This window comes from Streptomyces sp. NPDC002156, from assembly GCF_053593675.1.
Genome location: NZ_JBSFDA010000147.1, coordinates 1 through 26089 on the forward strand (window position 1 = coordinate 1; position 26089 = coordinate 26089).

The 26089-nt window shown below is 70.7% G+C and carries 23 protein-coding genes and 1 pseudogene; 11 read left to right on the top strand and 13 right to left on the bottom strand.

The window, feature by feature from the left end; translation table 11 throughout:
- Nucleotides 1-93: 93 nt before the first annotated feature.
- The 3 genes from ACWCRB_RS38360 to ACWCRB_RS38370 are packed head-to-tail and all read right to left on the bottom strand — an operon-like array spanning nt 94 to nt 3610.
- Entirely contained in the window at nt 94-1107 is a 1014-nt protein-coding gene (locus tag ACWCRB_RS38360; protein WP_451000473.1) for a VOC family protein, read from the bottom strand.
- Nucleotides 1104-1976: an alpha/beta fold hydrolase gene (locus tag ACWCRB_RS38365; protein ID WP_451000474.1), complete on the bottom strand. Its 873-nt coding sequence runs from the start codon at nt 1974-1976 to the stop codon at nt 1104-1106. Before ACWCRB_RS38365 ends, ACWCRB_RS38360 begins: the two co-directional genes overlap by 4 nt.
- An 11-nt stretch (nt 1977-1987) precedes the next feature.
- On the bottom strand, nt 1988-3610 hold the full coding sequence (locus tag ACWCRB_RS38370; protein WP_451000475.1) for a bifunctional 3-(3-hydroxy-phenyl)propionate/3-hydroxycinnamic acid hydroxylase: 1623 nt from the start codon (nt 3608-3610) through the stop codon (nt 1988-1990).
- A gap of 127 nt (nt 3611-3737) precedes the next feature.
- Here ACWCRB_RS38370 and ACWCRB_RS38375 point away from each other — a divergent pair, with 127 nt between their 5' ends.
- From ACWCRB_RS38375 to ACWCRB_RS38410, 8 genes are all read left to right on the top strand, one after another.
- The gene (locus ACWCRB_RS38375) at nt 3738-4370 is read left to right on the top strand and encodes a TetR/AcrR family transcriptional regulator (RefSeq protein WP_451000476.1); all 633 of its coding nucleotides are present in this window, start codon (nt 3738-3740) and stop codon (nt 4368-4370) included.
- Nucleotides 4367-5155 (top strand): 2-keto-4-pentenoate hydratase, encoded by a 789-nt coding sequence (locus ACWCRB_RS38380; protein WP_451000477.1) that lies wholly within the window; start codon nt 4367-4369, stop codon nt 5153-5155. Before ACWCRB_RS38375 ends, ACWCRB_RS38380 begins: the two co-directional genes overlap by 4 nt.
- 307 nt (nt 5156-5462) lie before the next feature.
- The gene (locus tag ACWCRB_RS38385) at nt 5463-6509 is read left to right on the top strand and encodes an amidohydrolase family protein (protein ID WP_451000478.1); all 1047 of its coding nucleotides are present in this window, start codon (nt 5463-5465) and stop codon (nt 6507-6509) included.
- Between the two features lie 10 nt (nt 6510-6519).
- Complete coding sequence (locus ACWCRB_RS38390) at nt 6520-7794, top strand: MFS transporter (protein WP_451000479.1); 1275 nt, start codon at nt 6520-6522, stop codon at nt 7792-7794.
- Nucleotides 7686-8762: an AMP-binding protein gene (locus ACWCRB_RS38395; RefSeq protein ID WP_451000495.1), complete on the top strand. Its 1077-nt coding sequence runs from the start codon at nt 7686-7688 to the stop codon at nt 8760-8762. The genes ACWCRB_RS38390 and ACWCRB_RS38395 overlap by 109 nt, the downstream gene beginning before the upstream one ends.
- On the top strand, nt 8759-9391 hold the full coding sequence (locus tag ACWCRB_RS38400) for a TetR family transcriptional regulator (protein ID WP_451000480.1): 633 nt from the start codon (nt 8759-8761) through the stop codon (nt 9389-9391). Before ACWCRB_RS38395 ends, ACWCRB_RS38400 begins: the two co-directional genes overlap by 4 nt.
- A complete protein-coding gene (locus tag ACWCRB_RS38405; protein WP_451000481.1) occupies nt 9388-9678 on the top strand; it encodes a hypothetical protein in 291 nt (96 codons plus the stop codon). Before ACWCRB_RS38400 ends, ACWCRB_RS38405 begins: the two co-directional genes overlap by 4 nt.
- Nucleotides 9679-10186: 508 nt before the next feature.
- The gene (locus tag ACWCRB_RS38410) at nt 10187-12664 is read left to right on the top strand and encodes a LuxR C-terminal-related transcriptional regulator (protein ID WP_451000482.1); all 2478 of its coding nucleotides are present in this window, start codon (nt 10187-10189) and stop codon (nt 12662-12664) included.
- A 729-nt stretch (nt 12665-13393) separates the two neighbouring features.
- Here ACWCRB_RS38410 and ACWCRB_RS38415 read toward each other — a convergent pair.
- From ACWCRB_RS38415 to ACWCRB_RS38450, 8 genes are read right to left on the bottom strand one after another with little or no spacing between them, the layout of a single operon-like run.
- Nucleotides 13394-14854 (bottom strand): aldehyde dehydrogenase family protein, encoded by a 1461-nt coding sequence (locus ACWCRB_RS38415; protein WP_451000483.1) that lies wholly within the window; start codon nt 14852-14854, stop codon nt 13394-13396.
- 49 nt (nt 14855-14903) lie between these two features.
- Nucleotides 14904-15689, bottom strand: a complete 786-nt coding sequence (locus ACWCRB_RS38420; RefSeq protein ID WP_451000484.1) for an SDR family NAD(P)-dependent oxidoreductase — start codon at nt 15687-15689, stop codon at nt 14904-14906.
- A gap of 11 nt (nt 15690-15700) precedes the next feature.
- Nucleotides 15701-16549, bottom strand: a complete 849-nt coding sequence (locus tag ACWCRB_RS38425) for a fumarylacetoacetate hydrolase family protein (RefSeq protein WP_451000485.1) — start codon at nt 16547-16549, stop codon at nt 15701-15703.
- A complete protein-coding gene (locus ACWCRB_RS38430; protein ID WP_451000486.1) occupies nt 16546-17418 on the bottom strand; it encodes a fumarylacetoacetate hydrolase family protein in 873 nt (290 codons plus the stop codon). Before ACWCRB_RS38430 ends, ACWCRB_RS38425 begins: the two co-directional genes overlap by 4 nt.
- The gene (locus tag ACWCRB_RS38435; protein WP_451000487.1) at nt 17415-18044 is read right to left on the bottom strand and encodes a carboxymuconolactone decarboxylase family protein; all 630 of its coding nucleotides are present in this window, start codon (nt 18042-18044) and stop codon (nt 17415-17417) included. The genes ACWCRB_RS38430 and ACWCRB_RS38435 overlap by 4 nt, the downstream gene beginning before the upstream one ends.
- 38 nt (nt 18045-18082) lie before the next feature.
- Nucleotides 18083-18871, bottom strand: a complete 789-nt coding sequence (locus tag ACWCRB_RS38440; protein ID WP_451000488.1) for an SDR family NAD(P)-dependent oxidoreductase — start codon at nt 18869-18871, stop codon at nt 18083-18085.
- Nucleotides 18871-19521, bottom strand: coding sequence for an MBL fold metallo-hydrolase (locus ACWCRB_RS38445; RefSeq protein ID WP_451000489.1), 651 nt, complete (start codon nt 19519-19521; stop codon nt 18871-18873). Before ACWCRB_RS38445 ends, ACWCRB_RS38440 begins: the two co-directional genes overlap by 1 nt.
- Before the next feature lie 8 nt (nt 19522-19529).
- Nucleotides 19530-21065, bottom strand: coding sequence for a carotenoid oxygenase family protein (locus tag ACWCRB_RS38450; RefSeq protein WP_451000490.1), 1536 nt, complete (start codon nt 21063-21065; stop codon nt 19530-19532).
- 193 nt (nt 21066-21258) lie between these two features.
- Here ACWCRB_RS38450 and ACWCRB_RS38455 point away from each other — a divergent pair, with 193 nt between their 5' ends.
- The 3 genes from ACWCRB_RS38455 (at nt 21259) to ACWCRB_RS38465 (ending at nt 24645) form a co-directional block, all read left to right on the top strand.
- On the top strand, nt 21259-22203 hold the full coding sequence (locus ACWCRB_RS38455) for a LysR family transcriptional regulator (RefSeq protein ID WP_451000491.1): 945 nt from the start codon (nt 21259-21261) through the stop codon (nt 22201-22203).
- Between the two features lie 288 nt (nt 22204-22491).
- Nucleotides 22492-23787, top strand: coding sequence for an MFS transporter (locus ACWCRB_RS38460; RefSeq protein ID WP_451000492.1), 1296 nt, complete (start codon nt 22492-22494; stop codon nt 23785-23787).
- Between the two features lie 111 nt (nt 23788-23898).
- Entirely contained in the window at nt 23899-24645 is a 747-nt protein-coding gene (locus ACWCRB_RS38465) for an EthD domain-containing protein (RefSeq protein ID WP_451000493.1), read from the top strand.
- Nucleotides 24646-24862: 217 nt separating this feature from the next.
- Here ACWCRB_RS38465 and ACWCRB_RS38470 read toward each other — a convergent pair whose 3' ends face one another.
- The gene (locus ACWCRB_RS38470; RefSeq protein ID WP_451000494.1) at nt 24863-25897 is read right to left on the bottom strand and encodes a D-2-hydroxyacid dehydrogenase; all 1035 of its coding nucleotides are present in this window, start codon (nt 25895-25897) and stop codon (nt 24863-24865) included.
- Nucleotides 25897-26089 (bottom strand): annotated as a pseudogene (locus ACWCRB_RS38475) (hypothetical protein); the annotation flags it as partial. The pseudogene ACWCRB_RS38475 and the gene ACWCRB_RS38470, both read right to left, overlap by 1 nt.

Consider the following 26089-nt stretch of genomic DNA (forward strand, 5'->3'; position numbering starts at 1 on the left):
GCCCGGGCGGGTTGGCTGGGCGCCGTGTGGTCGTGATGCTCCCCCCCGTCGGCCCCCCCCCCCGCCGGGGGGGGGGGTCCCCGACGTGTCGCGTCAGTCGTCGGGGATGCCGGCCCCGCTGAGGGCCGGGACGGTCCTCTCCGGGCGGGCCAGGGAGCGGGCGCCGAGGCGGAACCGGTCGAGTTTGTCGACGATGGCCTGGCCGACCGGGAGGTGGCCCCAGATGCTGATGCCCTGGTGGGTGCTGGGTTCCCACGTCGTCTCGTCGATGACGATCGGGTTCCAGCCGACCTCCCACTCGAAGCCCGACGGCGTGCGGGCGTAGTAGGAGAGTTCCTTGTCATTGGTGTGCTGGCCGACGGACAGGGCCATGTCGAAGCCGAGTTCACACACCCGCTGGTAGCTCTGGGCCACGTCGTCGAGGGTGGCCGTCTGGATGTTGAGGTGCTGGACGCGGGTGCGGACGGGGTCGACCGGCAGACCTCGTACGGCGGCGATCGCGATGGAGTGGTGGCGTTCGTTGACCCGCAGGAAGCGGATCTTGAGCTTGACGCCGCTGATCGTCTCGTCGATGTAGTCGGTCAGCCGGGCGTCGAAGACCGTGTTGAAGTAGCCACGCAGCTGAGCCGGCTTGGTGGACGTGATCGCGACGTGGCCCATGCCCGAGTCGCCGGTGACGAACCCGGACGCGAGCATCCGCAGCGGCTCGGGCGTCAGGACGGGCGTGGTGTAGATCTCCTGGGTGATGCCCTTCGGACCGGGAAAGCGCAGCAGGCGCTCCACACCGCGCAACTCCGCCTCCTCCTTGGTGCCTTCGACGACGGGGACGCCGTGGGCGCGGATACGGGCCTCGATCTGCTCGAAGGTCGTGTGGTCGTCGATGTGCCAGCCAGTGGCGACGACGTCCTCGGCGGGGCCGCGCCGGAGCAGGAAGCGGCACTCCTGGTCGTCGAGCCGGAAACGCATCACGTCGCGGGAGATGTCGTCGTGGTGCATGCCGACGGCGTCGGCGCCGAAGCGGCGCCAGTCGGCGAATCGGTCGGACTCGATGACGATGTAGCCGAGGTGGACCGCGCCGAAGACGGAGGGCTGCTCCAGCGTGTTCATCGGCGGCCCGCCAGAAAGTCGGCGCACAGCCGGTTGAACAACTCGGCGCGCTCGAACTGGACCCAGTGGCCGGTGTTGGCGACCTCGTACAGATCACAGTTGGGCATCCGCTCGGCCAGCATCCGGCCGCCGCTCGGCCGGTTGACCTTGTCCGCCGCGCCCCACAGCACCAGGGTCGGCACGGGCAGCCGGGACAGGCGCTCGTCGCGGGTGAAGTCCATCTTCCACAGCGTGCGCAGCGCGTTCGGGCCGGACGGGCGGCGCAGCGGCGGGTCGGCGATCACCTCGGGGTCGATGCTGTCCCGGTAGCGGGCGTCGATGATGCTGTCGGGCACGTCGGCGGCGTTGAAGACGAGGTAGGTGCGGATGAACTTCTCCAGCTTCAGCCGCGAAGGTCCCTCGCCCTTGTAGTAGTTGAGCAGGCTGTTGAGGCCGGGCGTGGGCAGCGCGCGCGTGGTGCCGATGCCGCCGGGGCCCATCAGGACCATGCGGTCGACCCGGTCGGGGGTGTCCAGGGCGAGGCGCAGGGCGGCGGCACCACCGTAGGAGTTGCCGACGAAGTGCGCCTTTTCCAAGCCGAGTTGGTCGAGCAGACCGCGGATGAGGTCGGCGAGGTACCCGAAGGGGTCGGCACCGTCGACGCCCTTGGTGCTGCGGCCGTAGCCGGGCAGGTCCGGAACGATGACCCGGTACTCCTTGGCCAACTCGGCGATGTTGCGCGAGTAGTTGGCGACGCCGGAGGCGCCCGGGCCGCCGCCGTGCAGCAGCAGGACTGCCGGGCCGTCCCCCGTCTCGGCGACGAAGATGTGCTTGCCGCCGATGCCGTACGTCGTCTCGTGCATCGTCGGCAGGCCGGTCTGTGTGGTCATGGTGGTGTTCCTCACTGGGCGGCGGTGGTCACGGTGGGGCGGGGTGTGATCGTCGGCGCGAAGCCGTTCGGTGGCGGCGGGAGTTGCGCGCCCGTGGACGCGGCGGCGTAGACGTAGGCGTCGGGGCGCAGGGCGAGGGTGGCCGCGCGGCGCTCGCCCATCCAGGGCAGCAGGACTCCGTCACTGTCGACGAGCGTGCCCTCGGCCGGCCGGGATCCGGCGGGCGTGACGGTGAGCGAGGGGAGGCCGAGGCGGTCCCACTGGGGTTGTGGTGTCGCCGTCCGGGCGTGCAGGAGCAGCCATCGGCTGCCGAGCGCGTCGTCCAGCGGTACGCGGGCTCCGTCCGGGCCGGTCACCCAGGGCTGCGGGATCTGGTGACCGGACGCCTTGGTGCGCGGGTGGGCCTGGAAGCCTGCGGCGTAGTGGGCGCCGGGTATCCAGTTGGCGTCCTGCAGCCACTGGCTGAAGCCCGGGATGCGGTCGAGGGTGCGCAGCCCGACGTCGCGGACCGTCGTTACCGACCGGCGCCGCTCGGTGATGATCCGCCCGACGAACTCCGCCCGCTTGGTGACCTCCTTGACGTGGGGTTTGCGCTCGGCCTCGTACGAGTCGAGCACCTCCTCCGGCAACTCGCCCCGCAGCACGGCGTGGAGCTTCCAGGACAGGTTGGCCACGTCGCGCACCCCGGCGGCCATGCCCTGGCCGATCCACGGCGGCATGGCGTGGGCGGCGTCGCCGGCGAGGAAGGCCCGGCCGACCCGGAAGCGGGCGGCGAAGCGGACGTGGTGACTGTAGATCGTGGCCCGCAGGATCTTGACGTTGTCCCGACTGATCCCGTACCCCGCCACCATGTCGTAGATCGCTTCGTCGGTGGTCAGGTACTCCTCGTCGTCGCCGGGCAGGACCGGGAACTCCCAGCGGTGATGGCCGAGCGGGGTCGGGCAGTCCACCGCGGGCCGCGCGGGGTCGCAGCGGAAGCGCAGCCGGTCGTGGTCCGGCCAGGGCTTGAGCATCTCGGTGTCGATGACGACCCAGCGGTCCTCGTACGTCTTGCCCTCGTAGCCGATGTTCAGCTGGGCGCGGGTGAGGCTGGAGCCGCCGTCGGCCGCGATGACGTACGTGGCACGCAGACGTCGTACGGAGTCGTCGGCGGTCCCGAGCACCGTCAGCTCCACGCCCTCGGCGTCCTGGCGCAGCCGCAGGCACTCGTGCCGCAGCCACACCCGTACGTTCGGATATCGGTCGACGCCCTCGCGCAGCACCTTCTCCAGAGCCGGCTGGTAGATGAACATCTGCGGCGGATGCCCGTGTCCGCGCGGGGTGGGATGCGCGCTGATGAAGGCACGGCCCTTGGCATCCACGAAGTCCAGCGGCCGCTCGGCCAGCATGTCCAGCTTCAGCCGCTCGGCCAGGCCGATGCGCTGCCAGATCCGTACGACCTCCTCGTCCGTGGAGATCGCACGCGCCCGTGAGTAGACCTCGGCGTCGCGCTCCAGCACGACAACCTTGAGGCCCATCGCACCGAGCAGGTTCGCCGCGGTCACACCCGTCGGCCCGTAACCGATCACCGCCACGTCACAGGCAAGGTCTTCGGCACCGTCCTCGGCTTTGCCTTGGGCGCTGTTCTCACTCACTGGACCACCTCACTGTCGTCCCTGTTCCACGGCTCTTGCTGTAGCGTTTACTCCAATTGGAATAGGCGCTACGGTAAGGTCGGTGCTGGAGACGGTCAAGTGCCGGTACGACAGAAAGGGCACCCCCATGAGCAGGCCGCAGGCGTCGCGCAGGAAGCGGGCGAACGGGGTGGAGTCGCGACAGCGCATCCTCGACGCCGCCGTGGAGATCGCGGGCGAGCGGGGCTACGACGGCACGTCCATCGCGGCGGTCAGCGCCAAGTGCGGGCTGCCGGCCAGCTCCATCTACTGGCACTTCAAGGACAAGGACGACCTGATCGCCGCGGTCATCGAACGCAGCTTCGAGACCTGGCTCGCGGCCGTCGAACTGCCCGGCGAGGAGACCGGCACCCCGCTGGAGCGGGTCACGACCATGGCGGCGAACGTGGCGAAGTCCCTGATCGACGCACCCGACTTCCTGCGCCTCGGCCTCATGCTCGCCCTGGAACGGCGGCCGACCGAACCCCGGGGCCGCACGGTCTTCCTCCAGGTCCGGGACATCTCCCACCAGAAGATCGCCGAAGTGGTCACGACCCTGTTCCCCGACCTGGACGAGGGCGACGTCCGCACCCTCACCACCTACGCCGTCGCCGGCGCCGACGGCCTGTTCGTACACCGCGAGGTCACCGGCGACACCGTCGACCTGGTGGCCCTGTTCGAACTGCACGCCCAGTTGGTCTACGACGCGGCGACCCGCATGGCAGCAAGGAGCGAGGCATGACCCTGTCCGACCGGCAGCGCGAGGAAGCCGGCCTGCTGCTGCGTGAAGCCGAGCATCACGTGACACCGATCGACCCGCTGTCGGCCCTGCTGCCCGGCCTGGACCTGGCCGACGCCTACGCCGTCCAGCGGGACAACATCGCCTGGCGCCAGGCCGACGGGGCCAGCGTCGTCGGCCACAAGGTCGGTCTGACCTCGGCCGCGATGCAGCGGCTCCTCGGCGTGGACGAACCCGACTTCGGTCATCTCCTCGACGACATGGTCCACCGCGACGGCAGCACCGTCCTCGCAGGGCACTACTGCCAACCGCGCATCGAACCGGAGATCTGCTTCCTGCTCGCCCGGCCCCTGCACGGCCCCGGCGTCACCGTCGAGGACGTCCTGGACGCCACCGAAGCGGTCGCGCCCGCCCTGGAGATCGTCGACAGCCGGATCCGCGACTGGAAGATCACCCTGGTCGACACGGCCGCCGACAACGCGAGTTCCGGCGGCCTGGTCTGCGGGGCCTGGACGCCCCTGGACGAGGTGCCCGACCTCGCCGTCGTCCTCGTCGACCTGATGGTCGACGGCGAACGCGTGGCTGCGGGCAGCGGCAAGGAGGTGCTGGGCCATCCCGCCGCCGCGGTCGCCTGGCTCGCGAACACCCTCGCCGCCTTCGGGACCTTCCTGGAGCCGGGGCACCTGGTGCTGCCCGGTGCCATGACCACCGCCCCCTTCGTCAGCGCCGGCCAGAAGATCGAGGCGCGCTTCAGCGGTCTCGGCCCGGTGTCGGTGACCTTCGTCTGAAGCACCCGGAACAAGACCCGCTCATGTCGCCTGCCCCCTTGCCGGTCACCGTCATCGACTCCGGTAACACCCCGCCGGAGATTTTCGCGTCCGCCGACGATCCTGTACGGCCGCTGGGGACCGCCCCGCCCAGGCCGGCCGGACACCGGCCGCTCGCCCTCGACTCCATCGGCGTCCACTCCGGCTTCCTCCGGCACGCCGAGGCAGGCCGGGTGCGGATGGGGCGGCGGCAGGGACGGCTTGACCACCGACGCGGGCGTTGGTCCGCTCACCACGCAGGAGCCTCAGGAACTCAGGAGTACGCCTCATGACCACCGCACCACACCGGGTCGACGTCCACCAGCACATCGTCCCGCCCTTCTACCGCGGCCTCCTCGCCAAGGCGGGCATCGCCGACGCCGGGGGGCGCGCCCTGCCCGACTGGAGCCCCGAGGCGGCTCTGGAGCTGATGGACCTGCTGGGCACCGCCACGGCGATCGTGTCCGTCTCCACCCCCGGCACCAGCTTCCTCACCGACCCGGGCGAGGCAGCCACCCTGGCCAGGCAGCTCAACGACTTCTCCGCGTCCCTCACCGCCGAACACCCCGGCCGCTTCGGGTATTTCGCCACCCTGCCCATGCCCGACACCGCCGCCTCGGCCGCAGAGGCCGTGCGAGCACTGGACGAACTCGGCGCCGACGGGGTCACCCTCCTCGCCAACAACCAGGGCACCTACCTCGGCACGGACGGCCAGGACGAACTGTGGCGAACCCTGGACGAGCGCTCCGCCGTCGTCTTCGTCCACCCGGCCGAACTCCCGGCACCCGCTGTCGACGGGATCCCACCGTTCGCCGCCGACTTCCTCCTCGACACCACCCGGGCCGCCTACCTCCTGGTCCGCAACGGCGTCGTGCGCAGGTACCCGAACATCCGGTTCATCCTCAGCCACGCCGGCGGCTTCGTCCCGTACGCCTCCCACCGCATGGCCGTCGCCATCGCCGGCGACACCGGACGCAGTCCCCTGGACGTCCTGGACGACTTCCGCGGCTTCTACTTCGACACCGCCCTGTCCTCCAGCCCCGCCGCCCTGCCCACCCTGCTCGCCTTCGCCCGCCCCGGCCACGTCCTCTTCGGCAGCGACTGGCCCTTCGCCCCCACCCCCGCCGGCCAGTACTTCACAGTCGGCCTCGACACCGAAGTCGCCCCCGGCACGCTCCAGGCCGTCAACCGCGCCAATGCCGAAGCCCTCTTCCCCCTCCTGGCCGCCATCCCCACGCCGACGTCGACCCGTCCGGCCCCGGTACGCCTGCGCCAGGACGCCCAACGGGCCGCCGCCCGCCTGCTCTTCAAGCTCGTCCAGCCCGGCACCGACTGAGGACGTCTCCATGACCACCACCCCCCACCCGCAGACCGGGGAAAGCCAGGAAACCGAACCGACGGTCGCCACCGGCCGCGCCGGACACCGCGGCGTGCTGTTCGCGATGTGCCTGGCGCTCGTCCTCGTCGTCGCCTCCGTCTCCGCGCTCAACCTCGCCCTGCCCGACCTCGCCATCGACCTGTCGGCCTCCAACAGCGACCTGACCTGGATCGCGGACGCCTACACCGTCGCCCTGGCCGCCCTCGTCCTGCCGCTCGGCGCGATCGGCGACCGCCTCGGACGCCGCAACGTCCTGGTCGCCGGCACCTTCGTCTTCGGTGCGGCGTCCCTGGCCGCATCCTTCGCCGACTCCACGTCCACGCTGATCGCCTGGCGGGCCGTCATGGGCCTCGGCGCCGCGATGATCATGCCCGGGACGCTCTCCACCATCACCGCCGCCTTCCCGCCCGAGCAGCGCACCAAGGGTGTCGCCACGTGGTCCGGGTTCGCGGCCGCCGGTGCCATCATCGGCATGCTCGCCGCGGGCGCCCTGCTGGAGCAGTTCTCCTGGCGGTCGATCTTCGTCACCAGCGCCGCCGTCGCCCTGGCCGCCGCGCTCGCCGCGGTCCTGCTGGCGCCCAACACCAAGGACGCCCACCCGCACCGGCCCGACGTGGCCGGCGCCGTGACCACCGCCCTGGGGATCGGCACCCTCGTGTTCGGCATCATCGAGGGCAACGAGAAGGGCTGGACGGAACCCGTGGTGATCGGCGCCTTCGCCGTCACCGTGCTGTCCTTCGCCGCCTACGCCTACCTCGGCCTGCGCACCGAACACCCGCTGCTCGACCCCGCCCTGTTCGGCATCCGCGGCTTCCGCGCCGGCGCCGTCACGGTCCTCGTGCAGTTCATGGCCGTCTTCGGTTTCTTCTACGTGGGGCTGCAGTACCTGCAACTCATCCTCGACTACAGCCCGTTCAGGGCCGCCGTCGCCCTCGTCCCCGTCGCCGCCGTCGTCCTGCCCACCTCCCAGCTCACCCCGCACCTGGTGCGCCGAGCCGGCATGAAGGCCGTCATGGTGGTGGGTCTGGCGCTGCTCGCCTCCGGCCTGTTCGTGATCTCACTCCTCGACGTCGGCTCTCGGTCGTCTTCGCCGCCCTGCCCCTCTTCCACGTCAACGCGCTCGTCGTCACGCTCCTGGCGCCGCTTCTGCGTGGCCAGCACGTGGTCTGGGCCGGGCCGGACGGCTACCGCGAGCCCGCGCTCTACCGCGAGTTCTGGAAGATCGTCGAGCACTTCCGGGTAGCGGCCATGAGCGCCGTCCCGACCGTCTACCAGATTCTGGCCCAGATCCAGGTCGACGCCGACATCTCCAGCATGCGTCTGGCCATGGTGGGAGCCTCCGCGCTCCCGGGCGCGGTACGCGACGCCTTCGTGGGCAACACCGGTGTCGCACTGGTCGAGGGATACGGACTGACCGAGGCGACCTGCGCCAGCGTGCGCGGCTTCCTCCACCACCCGAGGCCCGGATCCATCGGCCGGCGCATGCCGTACCAGCAGATCAAGGTTGTCCGCGTCGAGCCCGACGGCAGTTGGACCGACCTGCCGGCGGGCGAGGTCGGCCTGCTGGTGATCGAGGGGCCGACGGTGTTCCCCGGATACGTGACCGGACATGACGCACAGGGGCCGGTGGTCGACGGGCTGGGCAAGCTCGTCGACGACTGGCTCGACACCGGCGACCTCGCCCGCATCGACGAGGACGGCTTCATCCACCTCACCGGACGCGCCAAGGACCTGATCATCCGCGGTGGCCACAACATCGACCCCGCGGTGATCGAGGACGCTCTGCTCGCTCATCCCGACGTCACCGGCGCCGCAGCGGTCGGCCGCCCGGATCACCACTCCGGTGAAGTCCCGGTCGCCTTCGTCACGCTGGCCCCCGGAGCGACCGTCACCGGCGCGGATCTGCAGGCTTGGGCAGCAGAGCACGTTGCCGAGAGCGCCGCGGCACCCAAAGCGGTGTCGATCCTCGACACGCTCCCGGTCACCGCTGTCGGCAAGCCCTACAAGCCGGCGCTCCGGGCGGACGCCACACGCGACGCAGTCAGCAAAGCTCTGGAAGGCGTGGCGCACATCAACGGAGTGGAAGCCACCGTCGAAGACGGCTCCGTGGTGGTGGTCGTCCACTCCGACAGGGATGTCGACGAGGCGTCCGTGAGGTCGACCCTGGGCGTCTACGCCATCGAGTGGCGACTGAGGGTGCGCCGGTCATGACCGGGCCGCGGACGCCGCGCAAGAAGCGCGCCAACGGCGTGGAGTCACGTCAGCGGATCCTGGACGCCGCGGTGGAGATCGGGGGCGAACGCGGATACGAGGGCATGTCCATCGCGGCGGTCAGCGCCAAGTGCGGGCTGCCGGCCAGCTCGATCTACTGGCACTTCAAGGACAAGGACGACCTGATCGCCGCGGTCATCGAGCGCAGCTTCGAGACCTGGCTCGCGGCCGTCGTGCTGCCGGGTGAGGAGGCGGGCACGCCGCTGGAGCGGGTCACCGACATGGCGGCGAACGTGGCGAAGTCACTCGTCGACGCCCCGGACTTCCTGCGCCTCGGCCTGATGCTCGCCCTGGAACGCCAGCCTACCGAACCCCGCGGCCGGACCGTGTTCCTCCAGGTGCGGGACATCGCCAACCAGAAGATCACTGACGTGCTCGGAGAGCTGTTCCCGGACCTTGACGAGGACGCTGTGCGCACCCTCACCGCCTACGCCGTCGCCGTCGCCGACGGCCTGTTCGTGCACCGGGAGATCAACGACGACGCCATCGACCTGGTGGCGATGTTCGAGCTGCACGCGGAGCTGGTCTACGAGGCGGCGACCCGCATGGCGGCAAGGAGCAAGGGATGACCGTGACCGACCCACAGCGCGCGGAAGCCGCCCGTGTGCTGCGCGGGGCCGAGCACCATGGGGCACAGACGGCAGGACGACGCACCGCGCCGACCCCCTCGCCGACGACCAGGACAGACACCTGCTCCTGTGGATGCAGACGCAGCAGCATGCCGGGCTGGTGTCGTCCGAACGCGACGGCGATCAGCGTCAGCCACGGCTCGGTGCGCGGGCTCCGCGACGCGTCGTACGGCTGCCGCGGGCGGGCGGATCGTGGCGCCCCGGCAGGCGGGTGGGCGGGCGCGTGAGATACCGCGGCGAGCGTGCGGGCGGCTTTCCGGAAGGCAGCAAAGGACATCTTCGGATCCGATGCGGCACCGATCCGGTCGCCGGACGGCCCATGACAGCACCATCCTCGACGTGCAGAACCGTGAACTCGTGCTGGGCCAGGATGCGGCGAGCGGAGGACGGAGGAACACCACGACCCCGGCCCGCACGCGAACGCAGGGAACACGGCGTCGGCCACGCCGCCGTCCACCGCGCCACCGCCGCCCGCGACGACACCATCAGCGCGTCGCGCGCCCAGCTGAAGCAGGCACGCGACCCGGCTCGGAAATTCCGGGATCAGCTCGAAGCCTCAGCGCCTGTGCCGCCGCGGATGTCCCTGCCCTGCTGGGCGGATGACGCGGTTCCGCTGGTCGAGGGTCAGATGCCCCGGCTGGGTCCGAGGCCGCGGTGGCAGCGGTGTGCCCCGTGGCCACACCGCACCGATGGTGCTTCAGAACACCGCCCACACGATTGCCGGTGCGAGTGATCATGACTGTCCCGACCAGCGCGATATCCAAGGCAGGGAACCTGCCCGCCGCCCTGACCGCGTTCGTGGGCCGGCGGCAGGAGGTCGCCGGGGTCCGTCATGCGCTGCGCACGGCACGGTTGCTGACGCTGACCGGGGTGGGCGGGGCGGGCAAGACCCGGCTGGCGCTGGAGGTGGCCGCCGCGTCCAGTGACTCGCTCACGGACGGGGCATGGGTGGTCGACCTGGCCGGCGTGCGGGTGCCGTCGGCGGTGCCGGACGCGGTGGCGGTCGCGCTGGGGGTACCGGACCTGGGCACCCGGCCCGTCCTGGAGCAGTTGGCGGGATACCTGGCCGGACGGCACGTACTGATCGTGCTGGACAACTGCGAGCATCTCGTCGACGCCTGCGCCGAACTGGCGCAGACCCTGCTGACGGCCGCCGCCGGTGTGCGCGTGCTGGCGACCAGCCGGGAGACGCTGGGCATCACCGGGGAGCAGGTCTTCACCGTGCCCCCGCTGGCTCCGGACGAGGCGGTCGAGCTGCTGTGGGCCAGGACCACCGCCGTCCGGCCGGACTTCCGGGTCACCGACGCGAACCGGGCCCAGGCCGTCCGCCTCTGCACCGACCTGGACGGGCTGCCGCTGGCGATCGAGCTGGCCGCCGCCCGGCTGCGCACCCTCACCGTCGACCAGGCCGCGGACCGGCTGGCGGACCGGTTCACCCTGCTCAGCGCCGGCAGCCGTAGCGCACCGCCGCGCCAGCGCACGCTGCGCGCGCTGGTCGACTGGAGCTGGGAGCTGTGCACGCCCGCTGAGCGGCTGCTGTGGAACCGGCTGTCGGTCTTCGCCGGGACCTTCGCCCTGGACGCGGCCGAGGAGGTCTGCGCGGGCGAGGGTGTCTCGGCGTACGAGGTGCTGGACCTCCTGGACCGGCTCGTCGCCCAGTCCGTGGTGCTGACCTGCGAGGCCGAGGGCCGGCCGCGCTACCGGCTGCTGGAGACCATCCGGCAGTACGGACGGGAACGGCTCGCCGAGTCCGGCGAGGAGGGACGGCTGCTGCGGCGGCACCGCGACTTCTTCCTCCACCTCGCCCAGCGCGTCGACAAGGGCTGGTACGGCCCCGGCCAGGTGGAGAACCTGGCCCGGCTGCGCGCCGAGCACGGCAACCTGCTGGCGGCCCTTGCCTACGACACCGACCCCCAGGCCAGGCTCAGGCTGGCCGCCGCGCTGGCCTTCCACTGGTGTGTCGGAGGATTCCTCGGCGAGGGACGCCGTCAACTCGACCGGGCTCTGGCGGTGGCGCCCGAACCCTCACCGGCACGGGCCCGCGCGCTGATCAGCGCAGTCTGGGTGGCGCTCTGTCAGGGCGATCTGGCGGTGGCCGACCAGTGGCTCGACGAGGCCGACGCGGTGGGCGAACAGTTGGGCGACCCGGCCGTGCGGGCCGACGTGACGGGCTTCCGCGGCGTGTCGGCACACTACCGAGGGCTGGTGGAAGACGCCGTCCCCCTGTACGAACGCGCGAGGGACGCGCTGACGGCGCTGGGCGAGGAACGCGCGGCGGTCGGCTGGGTGCTCGCGCTGGCCTGCGTCCAGGCCTACGTCGGGGACCCGCGTGCGGCGGAGACCGGCGGGTGGCTGGTCGACTCCTCCGAGGCGACCGGGGAGCGGTGGGGACGCGCGCAGGTGTTGCTGGCGCTCAGCTTCGATGCCTGGCAGCGCGGTGACCGGAGGGAGACCGGAGCACGCGCCCGGGCCGCGCTGAACGACATGAGGGGCTTCAACGACCGCCCGGCGATCGCGAGGATGCTGGAGGTGCTCGCCTGGGCCACCGCCGCCGCGGGCGACCACGAACAGGCCGCCCGGCTGCTGGGCACCGCGGACACCCTGTGGCGGGACGCCGGCACCGCCATCACCGCGTTTGACCCGCGGATGGCCGAGCACCACGCGCGCTGCGCGGCGGAGATCGTCGACGCCGTGGGCCGGGCCGCCTACACGAAGGCGTTCGAGGAGGGCGGCCTGCACAGCAGCCCCGACGGGGCCATCGCCTTCGCCCTGGACACCCGCGCGTACACCGACAGCGAGGCCGATGCCGGCGTGGGCCCGGTCGCCCCGGAATCGAACAAACAGGACATCGTCCCGAGTCCCCTGACCCGCCGGGAGCGGGAGGTGGCCGCGCTCGTGGCCAAGGGCATGAGCAACAGGCAGATCGGTTCCGCGCTCGGACGCTCCCCGCGCACGATCGACGGCCACGTGGAGAACATCCTGGCCAAGCTGGGCTTCGCGTCCCGCGCCCGGATCGCGTCCTGGTGGACAGCGAACCAGACACCCACCCCGTCCACTCAGGCATCAGGAGCGATCACCCCTGGACCGACATGGTGCCCGAATACCCCTGGAGCTGGGCCCGGTTCAAGGAGTACAACAACTCCTCCGTCTCCTGTGTGGATCAGCTGTGCGCCACCAGCTCCGCTGCCGGGGGGACCGACCGCCCCATGTTGACCGCCTCCGAGGCGGCCGACTACACCGCCCAGAAGTACCTGGCCGGCACCGACGGCTGGAACCCGGTCTTCCAAGGAGGTCCTGCCCCGGTATCCGCCGGGCCACAACAACGTCGCCCTTGCCCTTCCGGGTCCCGAAACCGACGGTCCGGCCGGCGCCGCGACGGACCCTGAACAGACCGTGTGAAGCGTTCGTAACCGTGGCGGACTTCAGGCTGGGGACCGAAGCCTCCGCACATCCCGGCGATGGGACCGCCCCGGGCTCTGGCCGCGCCAGGGGGTACGTCGTACATCAAGTCGAAGAACCGTGCGACCTGGTTGTACGTCGACGGGATGGAGCGAAGGGCCAACGGTTCCGCTGCCGGTCAGTGGGGCGACAGCGGCGACGCCGCTCAGCAACGGACGGAGGTGACGGCAGACGGTCGTCGGGGCCGACGTCATCCGGCGCGTAACCTGCCGGCGGGGTCTGCGGGCGGCTTCGAGCATGCGGAGCGGCATGGTGAGTGCGGCGGCCGTGCTCGCGAAGCGGAATTCCGCGATGCCTCACAGCGTCGGCTCGGGGGGTGCCCAAGGTCGGAGACGACGGCCGGTAGCCGTGATCGGTGGGCGAGAAGGAACGCTGGACGTACGCCGGCATGTCGGGCGAACGCTCGACGATCTGTGCGTGCCGCCCCGCCCAGATCCCCCGGGGCCAGTCGCACCGGCTGACCGAATCACTCTCGACGTCGAATCAGAAAGGGTAGTGCGGCTGCTCGGTGGACAGGGTGATCCAACGGGTGTTGGTGAAGGCCTCGATGCCCCAGCGGCCGCCGAAGCGGCCGTAGCCGGAGGCCGCGAAGCCGCCGAAGGGGGCCTGGGGTTCGTCCGCCACCGACTGGTCGCCCACGTGCACGATGCCGGTGCGGATGCGGCGAGCCACCTTCAGGCCGTGGGTGGCGTTCTCGGTGAGGATGCCGCAACTGAGCCCGTGCTCGGTGTCGTTGGCCAGTGCCACGGCCTCGTCGTCGTCCCGGAAGGCGGTGATGGCGACGAGCGGTCCGAAGGCTTCGGTGTGGTGCAGCGACGCGTCCTCGGGGACGTCGGCGAGGACGGTCGCCGGGTGCAGGGCTCCCTCCGGCGGGCCGCCGCCGGTGAGTACGCGCGCGCCCTTGCGTACCACGTCGAGGACCAGGGCGGCGACCCGTCGGGCGGCGGCCTCGTCGACCAGGGGGCCGATGACGGTGGTGGGCAGGCTCGGGTCGCCGCTCGGCAGGTCGGCGACCTTCGCGGTGAACCGCCGGGTGAACTCGCCGACGAGTGACGTGTGCACCAGGATGCGGTCGGCGCACATGCAGATCTGGCCGGCGTTCATGAAGGAGGCGAAGACGGCGGCGTTCACGGCGTGGTCGAGGTCGGCGTCCTCCAGCACGATCACCGAGTTCTTGCCGCCGAGTTCGAGCACGGCCGGCTTGAGGTGCTGGGCGGCGAGGGTGCCGATGACTTGCCCGACGCCGGTCGAGCCGGTGAAGTTGACGCCGCGTACGCGCGGGTCCGCCACCAGTGTCCGCGCGATCGCGGCGGCGTCCGCCTTGTCGTTGGTGAGGACGTTGAGGACGCCGTCGGGCAGACCGGCGTCGCGCAGTACGTCGGCGACGAACAGCCCGCACGCGAAGGGGGCGTCCTCGCTCGCCTTGACGACGACGGTGTTGCCCGCCGCGAGCGCGGCGGCGACCGCTCGCGTGCCGAGGATGATCGGCGCGTTCCAGGGCGCGAACGCCGCGACGACGCCGAGGGGTTCGCGAACGGCGAGGCTGAGCCCGCCCGGTTCCTGGGTGGCCAGCACGTCCCCGCGCGGGGCGGTGATCGCGGCGGCGGCCTCTCGCAGCATGTTCGCGGCCAGGGCGACGTTGAACAGCGCCCATCCCCGGGTGCCGCCGACTTCCGCGGCCATCAACTGCACGGCCTGCTCGCCGCGCCGCTCCATGAGATCCGCCGCGTCCAGGAAGATCCTGCGTCGGGCGAAGGGCGCGAGGGCGGCCCACTCGGCGAAGGCGGCGTCCGCCGCGTCCACCGCGGCTCGTACGTCCTCCGGTCCGGCGGCGGCGACCGTGGCGTACGGCTTGCCGGTCCACGGGTTGATGTCGGCCGTGGTCCGGCCGGAGACGGCGGGAGTCTCCTTGCCGCCGATCAGGAGGTTCCGGTGAAGTGGCATGGGATCCATGGGGTCATCTGCCTTTGGGTTCGGTCCGGTTGGCTGCGGGTCAGGCGCCGATCATGTTGAAGCCGCCGTCGGCGTTGAGGTAGACGCCGGTCATGTGGGAGGCGTCGTCGGTGGCGAGGAAGAGGGCCGTGCCGGCGAGTTCCGCGGGGCCTGGGACACGGCCCAGCGGGGTCTTGGCGATCAGCTCCTCGCGGCGGCCGGACTTCCAGTCCTCGCGGGTCAGGAGCCTCTCGGTCTCGATGAAACCGGGCGCGAAGGTGTTGACCCGCACGGTGGGCGCGAAGGCCTGGGCGTAGGACTTGGTGATGCCGAGGATGCCGTACTTCGCGGCGGCGTACTGCGGGGCCCGCGCACTGCCACGGACGATCACGGTGGAGCCGATGTTGACGATCGCGCCGTGGCCCTGCTCCAGCATCCGGGACCCGAACTCGTGCACGCAGAGCATCGTTCCCTTGATGTCCACGGCGAGCACGTGGTCGATGGACTCCTCGGTGACATCGCGCCAGGACATCTGGTCGGCTGCCACGTCACCGACGTTGTTGACCAGCACGTCCAGGCCGCCGAAGCGGCTGAAGACCTCGTCGGCCATGCGGATGACGTCGGCGTGGACGGCGATGTCGGCCTGCACGGTGAACGCCTCACCGCCGACGTCCTTGACGCGGGCGACGGTCCTGTCGGCCCCGGCGGCGGAGCTGCGGTAGTGGACGGCGACCCGGGCGCCCTCCTGTGCGGCGCGGACGGCGATCTCAGCGCCGTAGCCGGTGCCGGCTCCGGTGACCAGGACGCTGCGGCCCTCGAAACGGCGGGGAATGCTCTGCTGTGCCATGCGGCGTCCTTTCAGGGGTGTACGGCGGTGAAGTGCTGGCGGATCTCGCCGATTCCCTGGATGCGGCTGACGAGTTCGTCGCCTTCGGTGAGGTAGCGGGGCGGGTTCATCCGGTTGCCGACTCCGGCCGGGGTGCCCGTGAAGATCAGGTCTCCGGGGAGGAGGGACACCACGGCGGAGAGCCGGGCTATGAGCTCGGGGACCGGGAAGATCATGGACTTGGTGCGGTCCTGCTGGACGGTCTCGCCGTTGAGCAGTCCGGTGATCTCCAGGTCGTCGGGGTCGTCGAACTCGTCGGGGGTGACGAGGGCCGGGCCGGTCGGCCCGAAGCCGGGGAAGGACTTGCCGAGGCTGAACTGGGCTGGTTTGCCCTGGAGTTGGGAGACGCGTTCCGACAGGTCCTGTCCGACGGTGAGTCCGGCGACCGTCTCCCAGGCTCGGTCGGCGGACACCCGGTGAGCCGACCGGCCCATCACCGCCACCAGCTCGACCTCCCAGTCGACCTTGCCCTCGGGCAGCTCGACCGTGACGCGGGGGCCCGTGACGCAGGTCGGGAACTTGGTGAACACCAACGGCTCGTCGGGCGGCGTGAATCCGGCTTCGGCGGCGTGCGGGGGGTAGTTGAGGGCGACGGCGAAGACCTGCCGTGGCTGGGGAACCGGGGCCTGGAGGGCGGCAGGGTCCACCTCGATGTCGTACGCCTCGGCGGAGAGGTCGGCGGCCCAGTCGCGGACCCGTTGCCACTGCTCCAGCAGGGCCATCGGGTCGCTGGGCAGCCGACCCTGCGAGGCCCAGCTGACATCCGCGGCCCGATCGCCGCGGACCAGGGCGGCACGGCCGCCGATGACAGCGAGCCTCACCAGTCCACCTTCTCCGGTACGGGGGTGCCGTGACCCTGCTCCCAGCTGACGATGGGCGTGCGCAGGACGCCGAGGCGCTCCACCTCGGCCTCGACGACGTCACCGGGCTTGAGGTACATGTCCGGGTCGCCGCTGAAGCCCGCGACGCCCTGGACAGTGCCGGTGGTGATCAGGTCGCCCGCGCTGTAGCCCTGCGGGGAGTGGTAGGCGACCAGGTGCGGGATGGAGACCGACATGCGGTTGGTGTTGGACTTCTGCCGGACCACGCCGTTGACGCGCAGTTCCATGTCGAGGTTCTGGGGGTCGGGGATCTCGTCGGCGGTGACGATGTAGGGGCCGACCGGGCAGAAGGTGTCGATGGCCTTGCAGAAGGAGAAGACGCCGGACTCCATCTCACGGCGCTGGATGTCGCGGGCGGTGATGTCGTTGAAGACGACGTATCCGGCGATGTGGTCCGGGGCGTCGTCCACGGCGAAGAACTTGCCGGGCTTGCCGATGACGACGGCGATCTCCAGCTCGTAGTCCAGCTCGCTGGTGAGGTGTTCGGGGTAGATCACCGGCTCGTCGGGCCCGACGATCGCGTCGACGTTCTGGAAGAACACGATGCCCTTGTGCATGGGGTGGGACCAGTCGACGTTCTTCGACTCGTCTTCGTGCTCACGGAAGTTCCCGGAGGTGTGGAAGAACTTCTTCGGCACGATCGGGGCGCGCAGCCGTACGTCGTCGAGGGCCAGGCGCTCCCCGGTCTCCGTGACCCGACCGTCGCGCTCGAAGTACTCGCGCGTCGAGCCGACCTCCAGGGGGAGGACGAGCCGTTCTTCCAGCTCCAGTCTGCCGACGCGTCCGTCGTCGAAGGTGATCAGCTTCATGATGTCCCGCTTTCGGGTTCGAGGTGGTGGCGAGTGACGGTGTTGTGGTCCTGGACCGGAGGGGTTCCTTCTCCGGCGAAGACACGCAGTTGGAGGGCGAGCAGGGCGTAGTAGCCGACCAGGGTGGTGAGTTCGAACAGTCCTCGCTCTCCCCACGCGGCCACCGTGTCGTAGTACTCCTGGTCGCTCAGCGCACCGGCTCGGGTCAGCGCGACGACCGCTCGCAGGGCGGCCCGCTCGGCCGGGTCCGCGAGGTCAGGCAGCCTGCCGGCGCGCAGTGTGCCCATCTCGGGTTCGGAGAGGCCGCACGTGTGGCCCACCGCCTCGTGGGCCTCCCGCTCGAAAACGCTCCCCCAGTGAGCGGCGACGACCAGGATGGCCATCTCCCGCACACGGTCGGTCAGGACCGACTCGTAGCGCACCGCCGCCCCGACCGCCTGGACAGCGAGTCCGACGGGCGGGCTGAGCAGCATGGCGTTGAAGGGGCCACGCAGTCTGCCCTCCTCGTCGGTGAGGGCGAACGCCTGCGGTCCGGTCGCTCGCGGGCCGCCGGTGACGGCGCGGTAGACCTCGGTCTGCTGCTCGTTCAGCTCGCCGGGCAGCAGTCCGGCAAGGCGTGCGGTCATCCGCACTCCCTTCCATGGAACTTCAAGGGAATCGGGGGTCAGACGAGCGTGCGGCCGCCGTCAACGTAGAGCACCTGACCGGTCACGAAGGACGCGCGGGCCGAGGCTAGGAACAGCACGGCGCCGACCACGTCCTGCGGTGTGCCCAGGCGCCCGGCGGGGACCAGGCTGGTCATCTCCTCGCGCATTCCGGGCTTGTCCAGGTACGCGCGGGTCAGCTCGGTCTCCGTGTAGCCCGGGGCCACGGCGTTGACGGTGACGCCGTCGGCGGCCCATTCGCGGGCCATCACCTTCACCAGCTGGTCCAGGCCGCCCTTCGACGCCGCGTACGGGGCGTGGTGGCGGTGCGCGAGCCGGGAGGAGACGGAGGAGAAGAACACCATGCTGCCGTGGCCGGCCTCGCGCATGAACCGGCCGGCGGCGCGCCCGGTCCAGAACGCACTGGAGAGGTTGAGGGTCATGATGCGGTCCCACACCTCGTCGGGTGTGTCCACCACGGGGCGGCGGTCGTTCGTTCCCACGGCGTGCACGAGCACGTCCAGGCCGCCCAGGTCATGGGCTGCCGTCGTGACCACCCGCTCGCAGGCCTCGGACGACGTCAGGTCCGCGGTGAGGGTCCGTACGTCGGCGGCGGCGAGTGTCGGATCGTCGCGCAGCACCTTGAGGCGGGCCTCGTCCGCGTCGACGATCACGAGCTGTGCTCCCGCCTCCGCCAGGCCCTGGGCACAGGCAGTGCCCAAGCCTCCGGCTCCCATGACGAGCACGCGGTGCCCCTCAAGCCCGAGCCATCTCATCGCAGACCTCCGGTTTTCTGTGGAAGGAACCATCAGGCAAGCTCGATTCCGGCTCCGGCCGCGACCCGCGCGTAGGCAGTGGCGGAGTCTCGTACGCCGACCCCCAGCAGGCCGTCCACCAGGGCGTTTCCACTCTCGCTGAGGCCACCGTCGTGGATCGACAGCGCGCGCCGGGGTTTGATCTCGCGGACGTAGTCGATGACTTCGCCGGTCTTGGACCACGGGCCGTGGACCGGCACCAGGAGCGTGTCCACCGGGCGTGTGGGCACGGTGAACGCGTCGCCCGGGTGGAAGACGGCGCCGTCCGTGTTCCCCACGAGGAAGCCGACGTTGGTGACCCGTGGCAGGTCCGGATGGGTCGGCGCGTGCAGTTCACCGTGCACCTCGACACCGATGCCCTCGATGTCGAAGGTGTCCCCGTCGCCGACCACGGTGACCCGGCCGCCGAGCCCGCCGAGCCGGTCCGCCACGGAGCGGTCCGCCCAGATCCGCAGGGCGGGGTCGGCCTCGGCCGCCGCGCGGAGCACGGGCTCGGCGAAGTGGTCCACGTGCTCGTGCGTCACGAGCACCGCGTCGGCACCGTCGAGCGCCCGAGGGTCGGAGTAGACGCCGGGATCGATGACGATGACGACGCCGTCCCGCTCCAGCCGGATGCAGGCATGTCCGCACCTGATGAGCCGCATCGGCCCGCTCACTTCCGCAGCTCGCTGTCGGGCACCCAGGTGCCGTGGAAGCCGTACCGGAGCCGGAAGGGGATCTTCACGGTGGCGATGGGGCCGGCGGCGATGTCGAGGGCGTCGAGCACGACCAGGTCGTGCCGGTTCTGGTCGCGTCGGCCGATCAGTGCGAGCAGGTAGCCCTCGCCCTCGCCGGCGTCCGCCGACTTCGGCACGAACACCGGCTCCTCGGGCGCGGCGTACTCGCCGGGGGCCCAGAAGGTCGTCTCGCCGGTGTGGTCGTCGCGGTGGATCAGGGAGTTGAAGGGCGGGCCCATCGGGCCGACCTCACACTTCGGCACGTCGGGGTGCATGCCGCCGATCCACGCGTGCCGGTTCTTCTCCATCAGCACGCGGGGGTCGACCCGGGGCATGTCGCCGGGCGAGGCGATGAGCTGCTCGCTGCGGTAGGTGTCGGTGGCGTCGTCCCAGTGGGCGGCGCCCTGGGTGAGGTCGAAGGTCCAGCGGTGCAGGAACGGGGGCTTCTCGGGCAGCGGGCCGACGGTCGTGATCGGGAACTGGGAGAACCAGCCGGACTTGGTGGTGAAGTGGTCGGCGACCAGGGTGTCGCCGTCCGTCCAGGCGTTCAACGAGTGCGTCTCCATCAGCTGTTCGCTGCGGTACCACTTGATGCCGCTCACGCCCTGCTCGCGGGGGATGATCGCGACGTAGGTCTCCTGGTTCGGGTCCCAGACGAAGTACTGCGCCTCCCGCTTCAGCTGCTCCGGGTCGGCGACCATGGGCGAGATGGTGAAGACGAAGTGGTCCCGGGTGACCAGCCAGTCGTGCACCATCGAGGAGTAGGGGACCTCGAAGGTCTGCGAGCGGGTGACCTTGCCGGAGGCGGATATCTCGTAGATGTGGATCTGCTTGTCCGGCAGACCGGTGGCGTTGTACGCGAAGGCGATCAGTTCGCCGGTGAGCGGGTCGTGCTTGGGGTGCGCGGTGAAGGTACGTCCCGGGATCTGACCGGAGAAGTCGTAGACGCCCCGGGTCTCCAGGGTCAGCGGGTCCAGCTCGTACGGGAGGGCCGCCTCCTTGAGCGCGAGCAGCTTGCCGGCGTGCCAGATGATCGAGGTGTTGGCGTTGCCGTCGTCGATGCCGAGGACGGACGGGTCGTCGGTGTACGGGTTGCGGTAGGCGCCGAAGAGGGCCTGGCGGGCCTGGCGTTCGAGCTCGAAGCGCTTGGTGCGGACGTACTTGGTCTTCAGATCCGCGTGCCCGTTCTCCAAGCGCACCATGTGGATCATGCCGTCGCCGTTGATGTACACGTCGTTCGGGAACCGCGGCGGGTACTGGGTGTCCGCGGCGGCCCGGTAGAAGACACCGGACAGCTCGGGGGGTATGCGGCCCTCGACCTCGAGGTCGTACACGTCCGCCTCGATCCGCGACGGGGCGAAGAACCCACGGAACTTCGGAGTGTCCGGGAACCCCATGGTCTCCGGAGGCGGCTGGGTGCCGACGGGCTGCTGTCCGGGCGTCCCGTTGGACTGCGTCGTTGCAGTGGCCATGGCTCTCTCCCCTATGACAAGGTTGGATCAAGCGAAGAATGTGATCGATGCCCCTCGGCGGCAGCACTCTGCGGCGAGATCGGGCCTCATGAAGCGTGATGGAACCGAGCTGAACAGCCCGTCCTGGCCATGATGTCCCGGCGTATCTTTGGCGTCCAACACTGAAACACGCACGAAATGATCGGAGACTGCGATGGATCTGCGACAGATGGAGTACGCGGTGGCCATCGCCGACGAGCTCAACTTCACCCGGGCCGCAGCACGCTGCCGCATCGGGCAGTCCGGGCTGAGCCACCAGATCACCCAGCTGGAGCGCGAGGTCGGCGCCCGGCTGTTCGAACGGACGAGCCGCAACGTCCGGCTGACCCAGGCCGGTCAGACCTTCGTCGCCTGCGCACGGCGAGTACTCAAGGCAGTGCAGGAGATGCACGCCGAGATCGCCTCCCTCGACGGACCCGTACGAGGGCGGCTGCGCATCGGCTCGGTCACGCTCACGGCCGGCAACATCGACCAGCTCGGCCTGCTGAGGGACTATCAGGAGGCATACCCCGCAGTCGAGGTCACCCTTTCCGACGCCGACGGGGTCGAGGCCGCCGCCCAGCTGCTGACCGGTGAGCTGGAGGTCGCCGTCGTCGCCCTGCACGAGCATCAGCTGCCCCCGGGCATCGCCTACCACCTGCTCCGCCTGGTTCCGCTCGTGGCCGTCGTGGGCCGTCAGCACCGCCTGCGCGGGACCGGCGTCACCGACCTGACCAAGCTGGCCGACGAACGCTTCCTCGAATGCGGTCCGGACACCGGACTGCGCGTGCAGGTGGACGCCGCGTTCGACCGCGCGCGAGCACGCCGCCGGGGCGTCTGCGCGTTGCGCAGCGCGGGAGACCTCGCCTCACTGGCGTTCGAGGGCATCGGCGTGACCGTCGTGCCCAGGCCTGTGGCCGACGCCATCGTCCCCGACGACCACGCCGACTGCGTCCTGCGCCTCGACGACCCGCAGGCACTCCAGCCACTGGCCCTCGCCCACCGCGACCCGGCCCCGACCTCACCCGCGGCCCAGGCGTTCCTGCGTCTCGCACTCGCCCGCCTGCCAGAGGGAACCCCAGGACTGGAAGAGGCGACCACCGCGTCCGCGCCCGGGTAGCGGCGCCGGGCCCTCGCGGAATCCAAGGCACGCATGATCCGCATCTTCGATCTCGATCGGCCGGAGGCTAGGCAGGCCCTGCCCAGTAGCCCATAGTCGTCTCAACCCGGCGCCGGAGCCGCATCACCCACCGTTGCCGGGTCGGCGCAGGCCCCCGGCAAGCCGGACCTTCGCAACGCCACGGCAGTCATCGGTGCCCCGCGCTCCGACTTCGTCCCGTGCTCGGGGTGGCCTCACGAGGGTGGCCGTACCCCCTTCCCTTCCCGCTACGCCAGGTGGAGTTTCCGCATGCCCGCACCCGTGCCCGCGTTCCCGTCCCCACCGCCCGCAGCCGTCGTGGACGGCCCGTCCGAGCAGACCGTGTCCGGTCCCGGCCACCGGCTGCGCATCACCCTGCTGATGGCCGGCAGTTGCCTGCCCATCCTGGGCGCCGTGCTCATCGCCCCTGTCCTGCCGCAGATGCACGACCAGTTCGCCGACGTGCCGGGCGTCGACGCGCTGGTCCCGATGGCCCTGACGGTCCCCGCCCTCTCCCTGGCACTGCTGGCCCCCTTCGCCGGCGTCATCGTCGACCGGCTCGGCCGCGAACGCCTGCTCGTCGTCGCCACCGTGCTCTACGCGCTCCTCGGCACCGCCCCCCTGTGGCTGGACTCCCTCGGCGCCATCGTCGTCAGCCGCGCCCTCGTCGGCGTCGTCGAAGCCGCCATCATGACCTGCTGCACCACGCTGATCGGCGACTACTACTCCGGCAGACAACGCGACCGCTACCTCGCCATGCAGACCATGTGCGCCGCGATCTCCGCGACGGCCTTCTTCGCCCTGGGCGGCGCGGCAGGATCGGCCGGCTGGCGCACACCGTTCTGGGCCTACGCCGTGAGCCTGCTGCTCGCCCCCGCCTTCGCCGCCTTCCTGTCCCGGCCCCGACCGGCCGACCAGCCCCCCACCCTCTCCCCCACCGTCACCGCCACCGCCTCGGAGCCGGTCAAGCGGGCCTTCCCCTGGCGCCCGCTGGCCGGGACGTGCGCCCTGACCGTCTTCGGCGCCGTCCTCTTCTACACCGTCCAGGTGGAGATGGCCTTCCTCCTCGACGACATGGGCGTCACCGAGCCCGGCATGATCGGGCTGGCCATCGCCGCATCCAGCGTCGCGACCGTGATCGGCGCGGGTGTCTTCACCAAGGCCGGCCGCAGCCCGGCCGCCTGGCTGCCCACTGTCTTCGCCCTGTGCGCCCTCGGCTTCGCCGTGATCTGGCTCGCCCCCAACCCTGTCGTCCTGACCATCGGTGCTGTGATCAACGGCTTCGGTGGCGGCATCATGCTGCCGAGTCTCCTCACCCTCGCCATGTCCAGGCTCGACTACGCCGACCGCGGCCGCGGCACCGGACTGTGGACGGGGTCCTTCTTCATCGGCCAGTTCATCTGCCCGCTCGTGGTGCTCGCGCTCACCTCCGCCGTCGGCAGCCTGGCGGGCGCCATGGGCGTACTCGCGGTCGCCGGGTCGATCGGCGCCATCGGGCTCGGCCTCTCCGCCCGCAGGCACCGACCAGTGGCCGCCCCGGAACCGATCGAGCAGATGGCACGCTGAACGGCCGCGACGCCGATCCGCCACAAGAACCGCGAGAACCACAAAACCATCGAGATCGGCATCGCGGACGACCACCGCGATGCCGATCGCCGCCCTTCGCACTGGAGAAACATGCTGAACCTGATCGCCGCCGTCCGTCGCAAGCCGGGAATGACACACCACGCGTTCCTGCACTACCTGCAGCACGTGCACGGATCGCTGGCCGCCGAGAATCCCCTCCACGTTCGACGCTACGTCCAGAACCACGTCTTCGACGCGTCATTCGGCAGCGAGGAGGACCCCACGCACCTGACCGACTTCGGCCGGGACTCCGTCACCGAACTGCACTTCGAGAACATGGAAGCACTGGCCGCCACGATGGCAGACCCGTACACACGCGAGGTCATCGGCCCCGACGGCGCCCACTTCAGCGACATGCCCAGCGCCCTGGCCCTACTGGCCCGCCCTGCGGTACTCATGCCCCCGCCGTCATCCGCGGAGGAGGGCCAGGTGAAGGTGCTTCACTTCATCCGCATGTCAGAAGGGCTGGACCAGGACAGCTTCACCGAGCGGTGGCAGACCGCGCACGAGAAGGTGCTGGCCGAGGACGAGCCACAGGCCGGGGCGTTGCGCGGTTACATCCAGCACCGGCAGGTCTCAGGGGCCGAGAAGGCACTGCGCCACTTCGGCGGTCGTGAAGAGCCCGCGTACGAAGGAGTCGCGGTCCTGTACTACGCCTCCCCGGGCGACGCGCTGACCCACTTCCCCTCTTACGAGCGGTCGCTGCGGGAGCATTCCGCCGAGACCGGCGGCGTCTACGACCCGTCCCGCTCGTTCGTCCTCTACAGCCGTGAGGTGACCATTTTCCAACGGCCTTGAAACCCGACGGGCCGGCTGCGCTGAGCACTTGTTCGCGATGTCGAAGGCCCCTACCGCGACCCGGTCGTCCCCGAACCGCTCGGCGATACCGAGGCCGATGCCCCTGCCGGAAGCGGTGACCAGGGCGACTCGGCCGGTGAGGACATGGGGTGCGTCTCCTCCCCGGTCGGTCAGCACAACTCGGCAGTCGTCATGGGTCAGTAGAACTCGACGGTGTTCACCCGGTTGAGCGGCCGTGTCCGTCGAGGAGCCGGCTGGCGTCGCTGGCGAAGAGTTCGGCGATGAGACGGTCCTCCGCGGCGCTGAGAGCGGCGGTGTGGGGGCTCACCAGCACATGGTCATGGTCCCAGAGCCGGCTGTCGGCGGGCAGCGGTTCCGTCTCGAAGACGTCCAGCGCGGCGAAGCCGACCCGGCCGGAGTCGAGGGCGTCGATCAGGGCGGCCTCGTCGACGACATTCCCCCGCCCGACATTGACAAGGGTCGCGCCGGGCCGGAGAGCGTCGAAGAACCGCTTGTCGAGCAAGTGCTCGGTCGTCGCGGTGCCGGGGAGCGTGTTGACCACAGCGTCCCCCCTGGGCTCCACCTCGACGAGACGCCCGGGATGCACGACCTCGGCCACGCCGGGGACATCGATGTCCCGCCTGCTCGTACCGACGACCCTCGCGCCCAGCGCGTGCAGCTTCGCGGCGACGACCCGGCCGATCCCACCGAGGCCGAGCACGAGCACGGTCTGCTCGCTCACCAGCCTCATCGTCCAGCGGCCGCCCCACTCGTGGTCGCCCTGCTGGTGGCTCGGACGGGGCAGGTCCTTGGCTCCCGCGAGCACACCGAAGACGGCGAACTCGGCGAGCGGCTGCCCGTACACACCGGCCGAGGTGGTGAACGCGACCCGGTCGAGCTCTTCGGAGCCGAGTCCCGCCGCCTTGACCTGGCTGCCACCGCCGGCCGCCATGGTGTGCACCCAGCGCAGCAGCCCGTCGGCGCGGACCGCTCGCACCGGCGCGGACGGGTTCACGTCGGGGATGCCGTACAGCGCGTCGGCGGAGTCGAGAAGCACCTCGTATGCGCACTGTTGTCGCGGCGTGCGCCGCCAGGCCGGATCGCCGGCGAAGTCGGCGGGCCAGCGCATCGGGGGCAGGAGCGCGTGGTCGACGACGAGGTCGATCCGCGGTTCCAACTCCCGTACGCGCGCGCAGTTCTCCTCGGAGAGCGGCGCGGCGACGGCGACCCGGAGCCTGCCCGCCGTTCCCATCAGGCGACCCGCTTCCGCAGCGCCTCGACCTCGGCGTCCAGGTCGGCCTCGCGGGCGACGATCTCCTTGACCGCCGCGAGGGCCTCCTCGGCGCGGTGTGGCGGGGGGGTGCCTCTATGTCTTTCGTCAAGCGAGGCGGGGGGTTCGGTGTTCGTAGAAGGTGCCGTCGCGGAGCATCGCGAAGAGCACGCT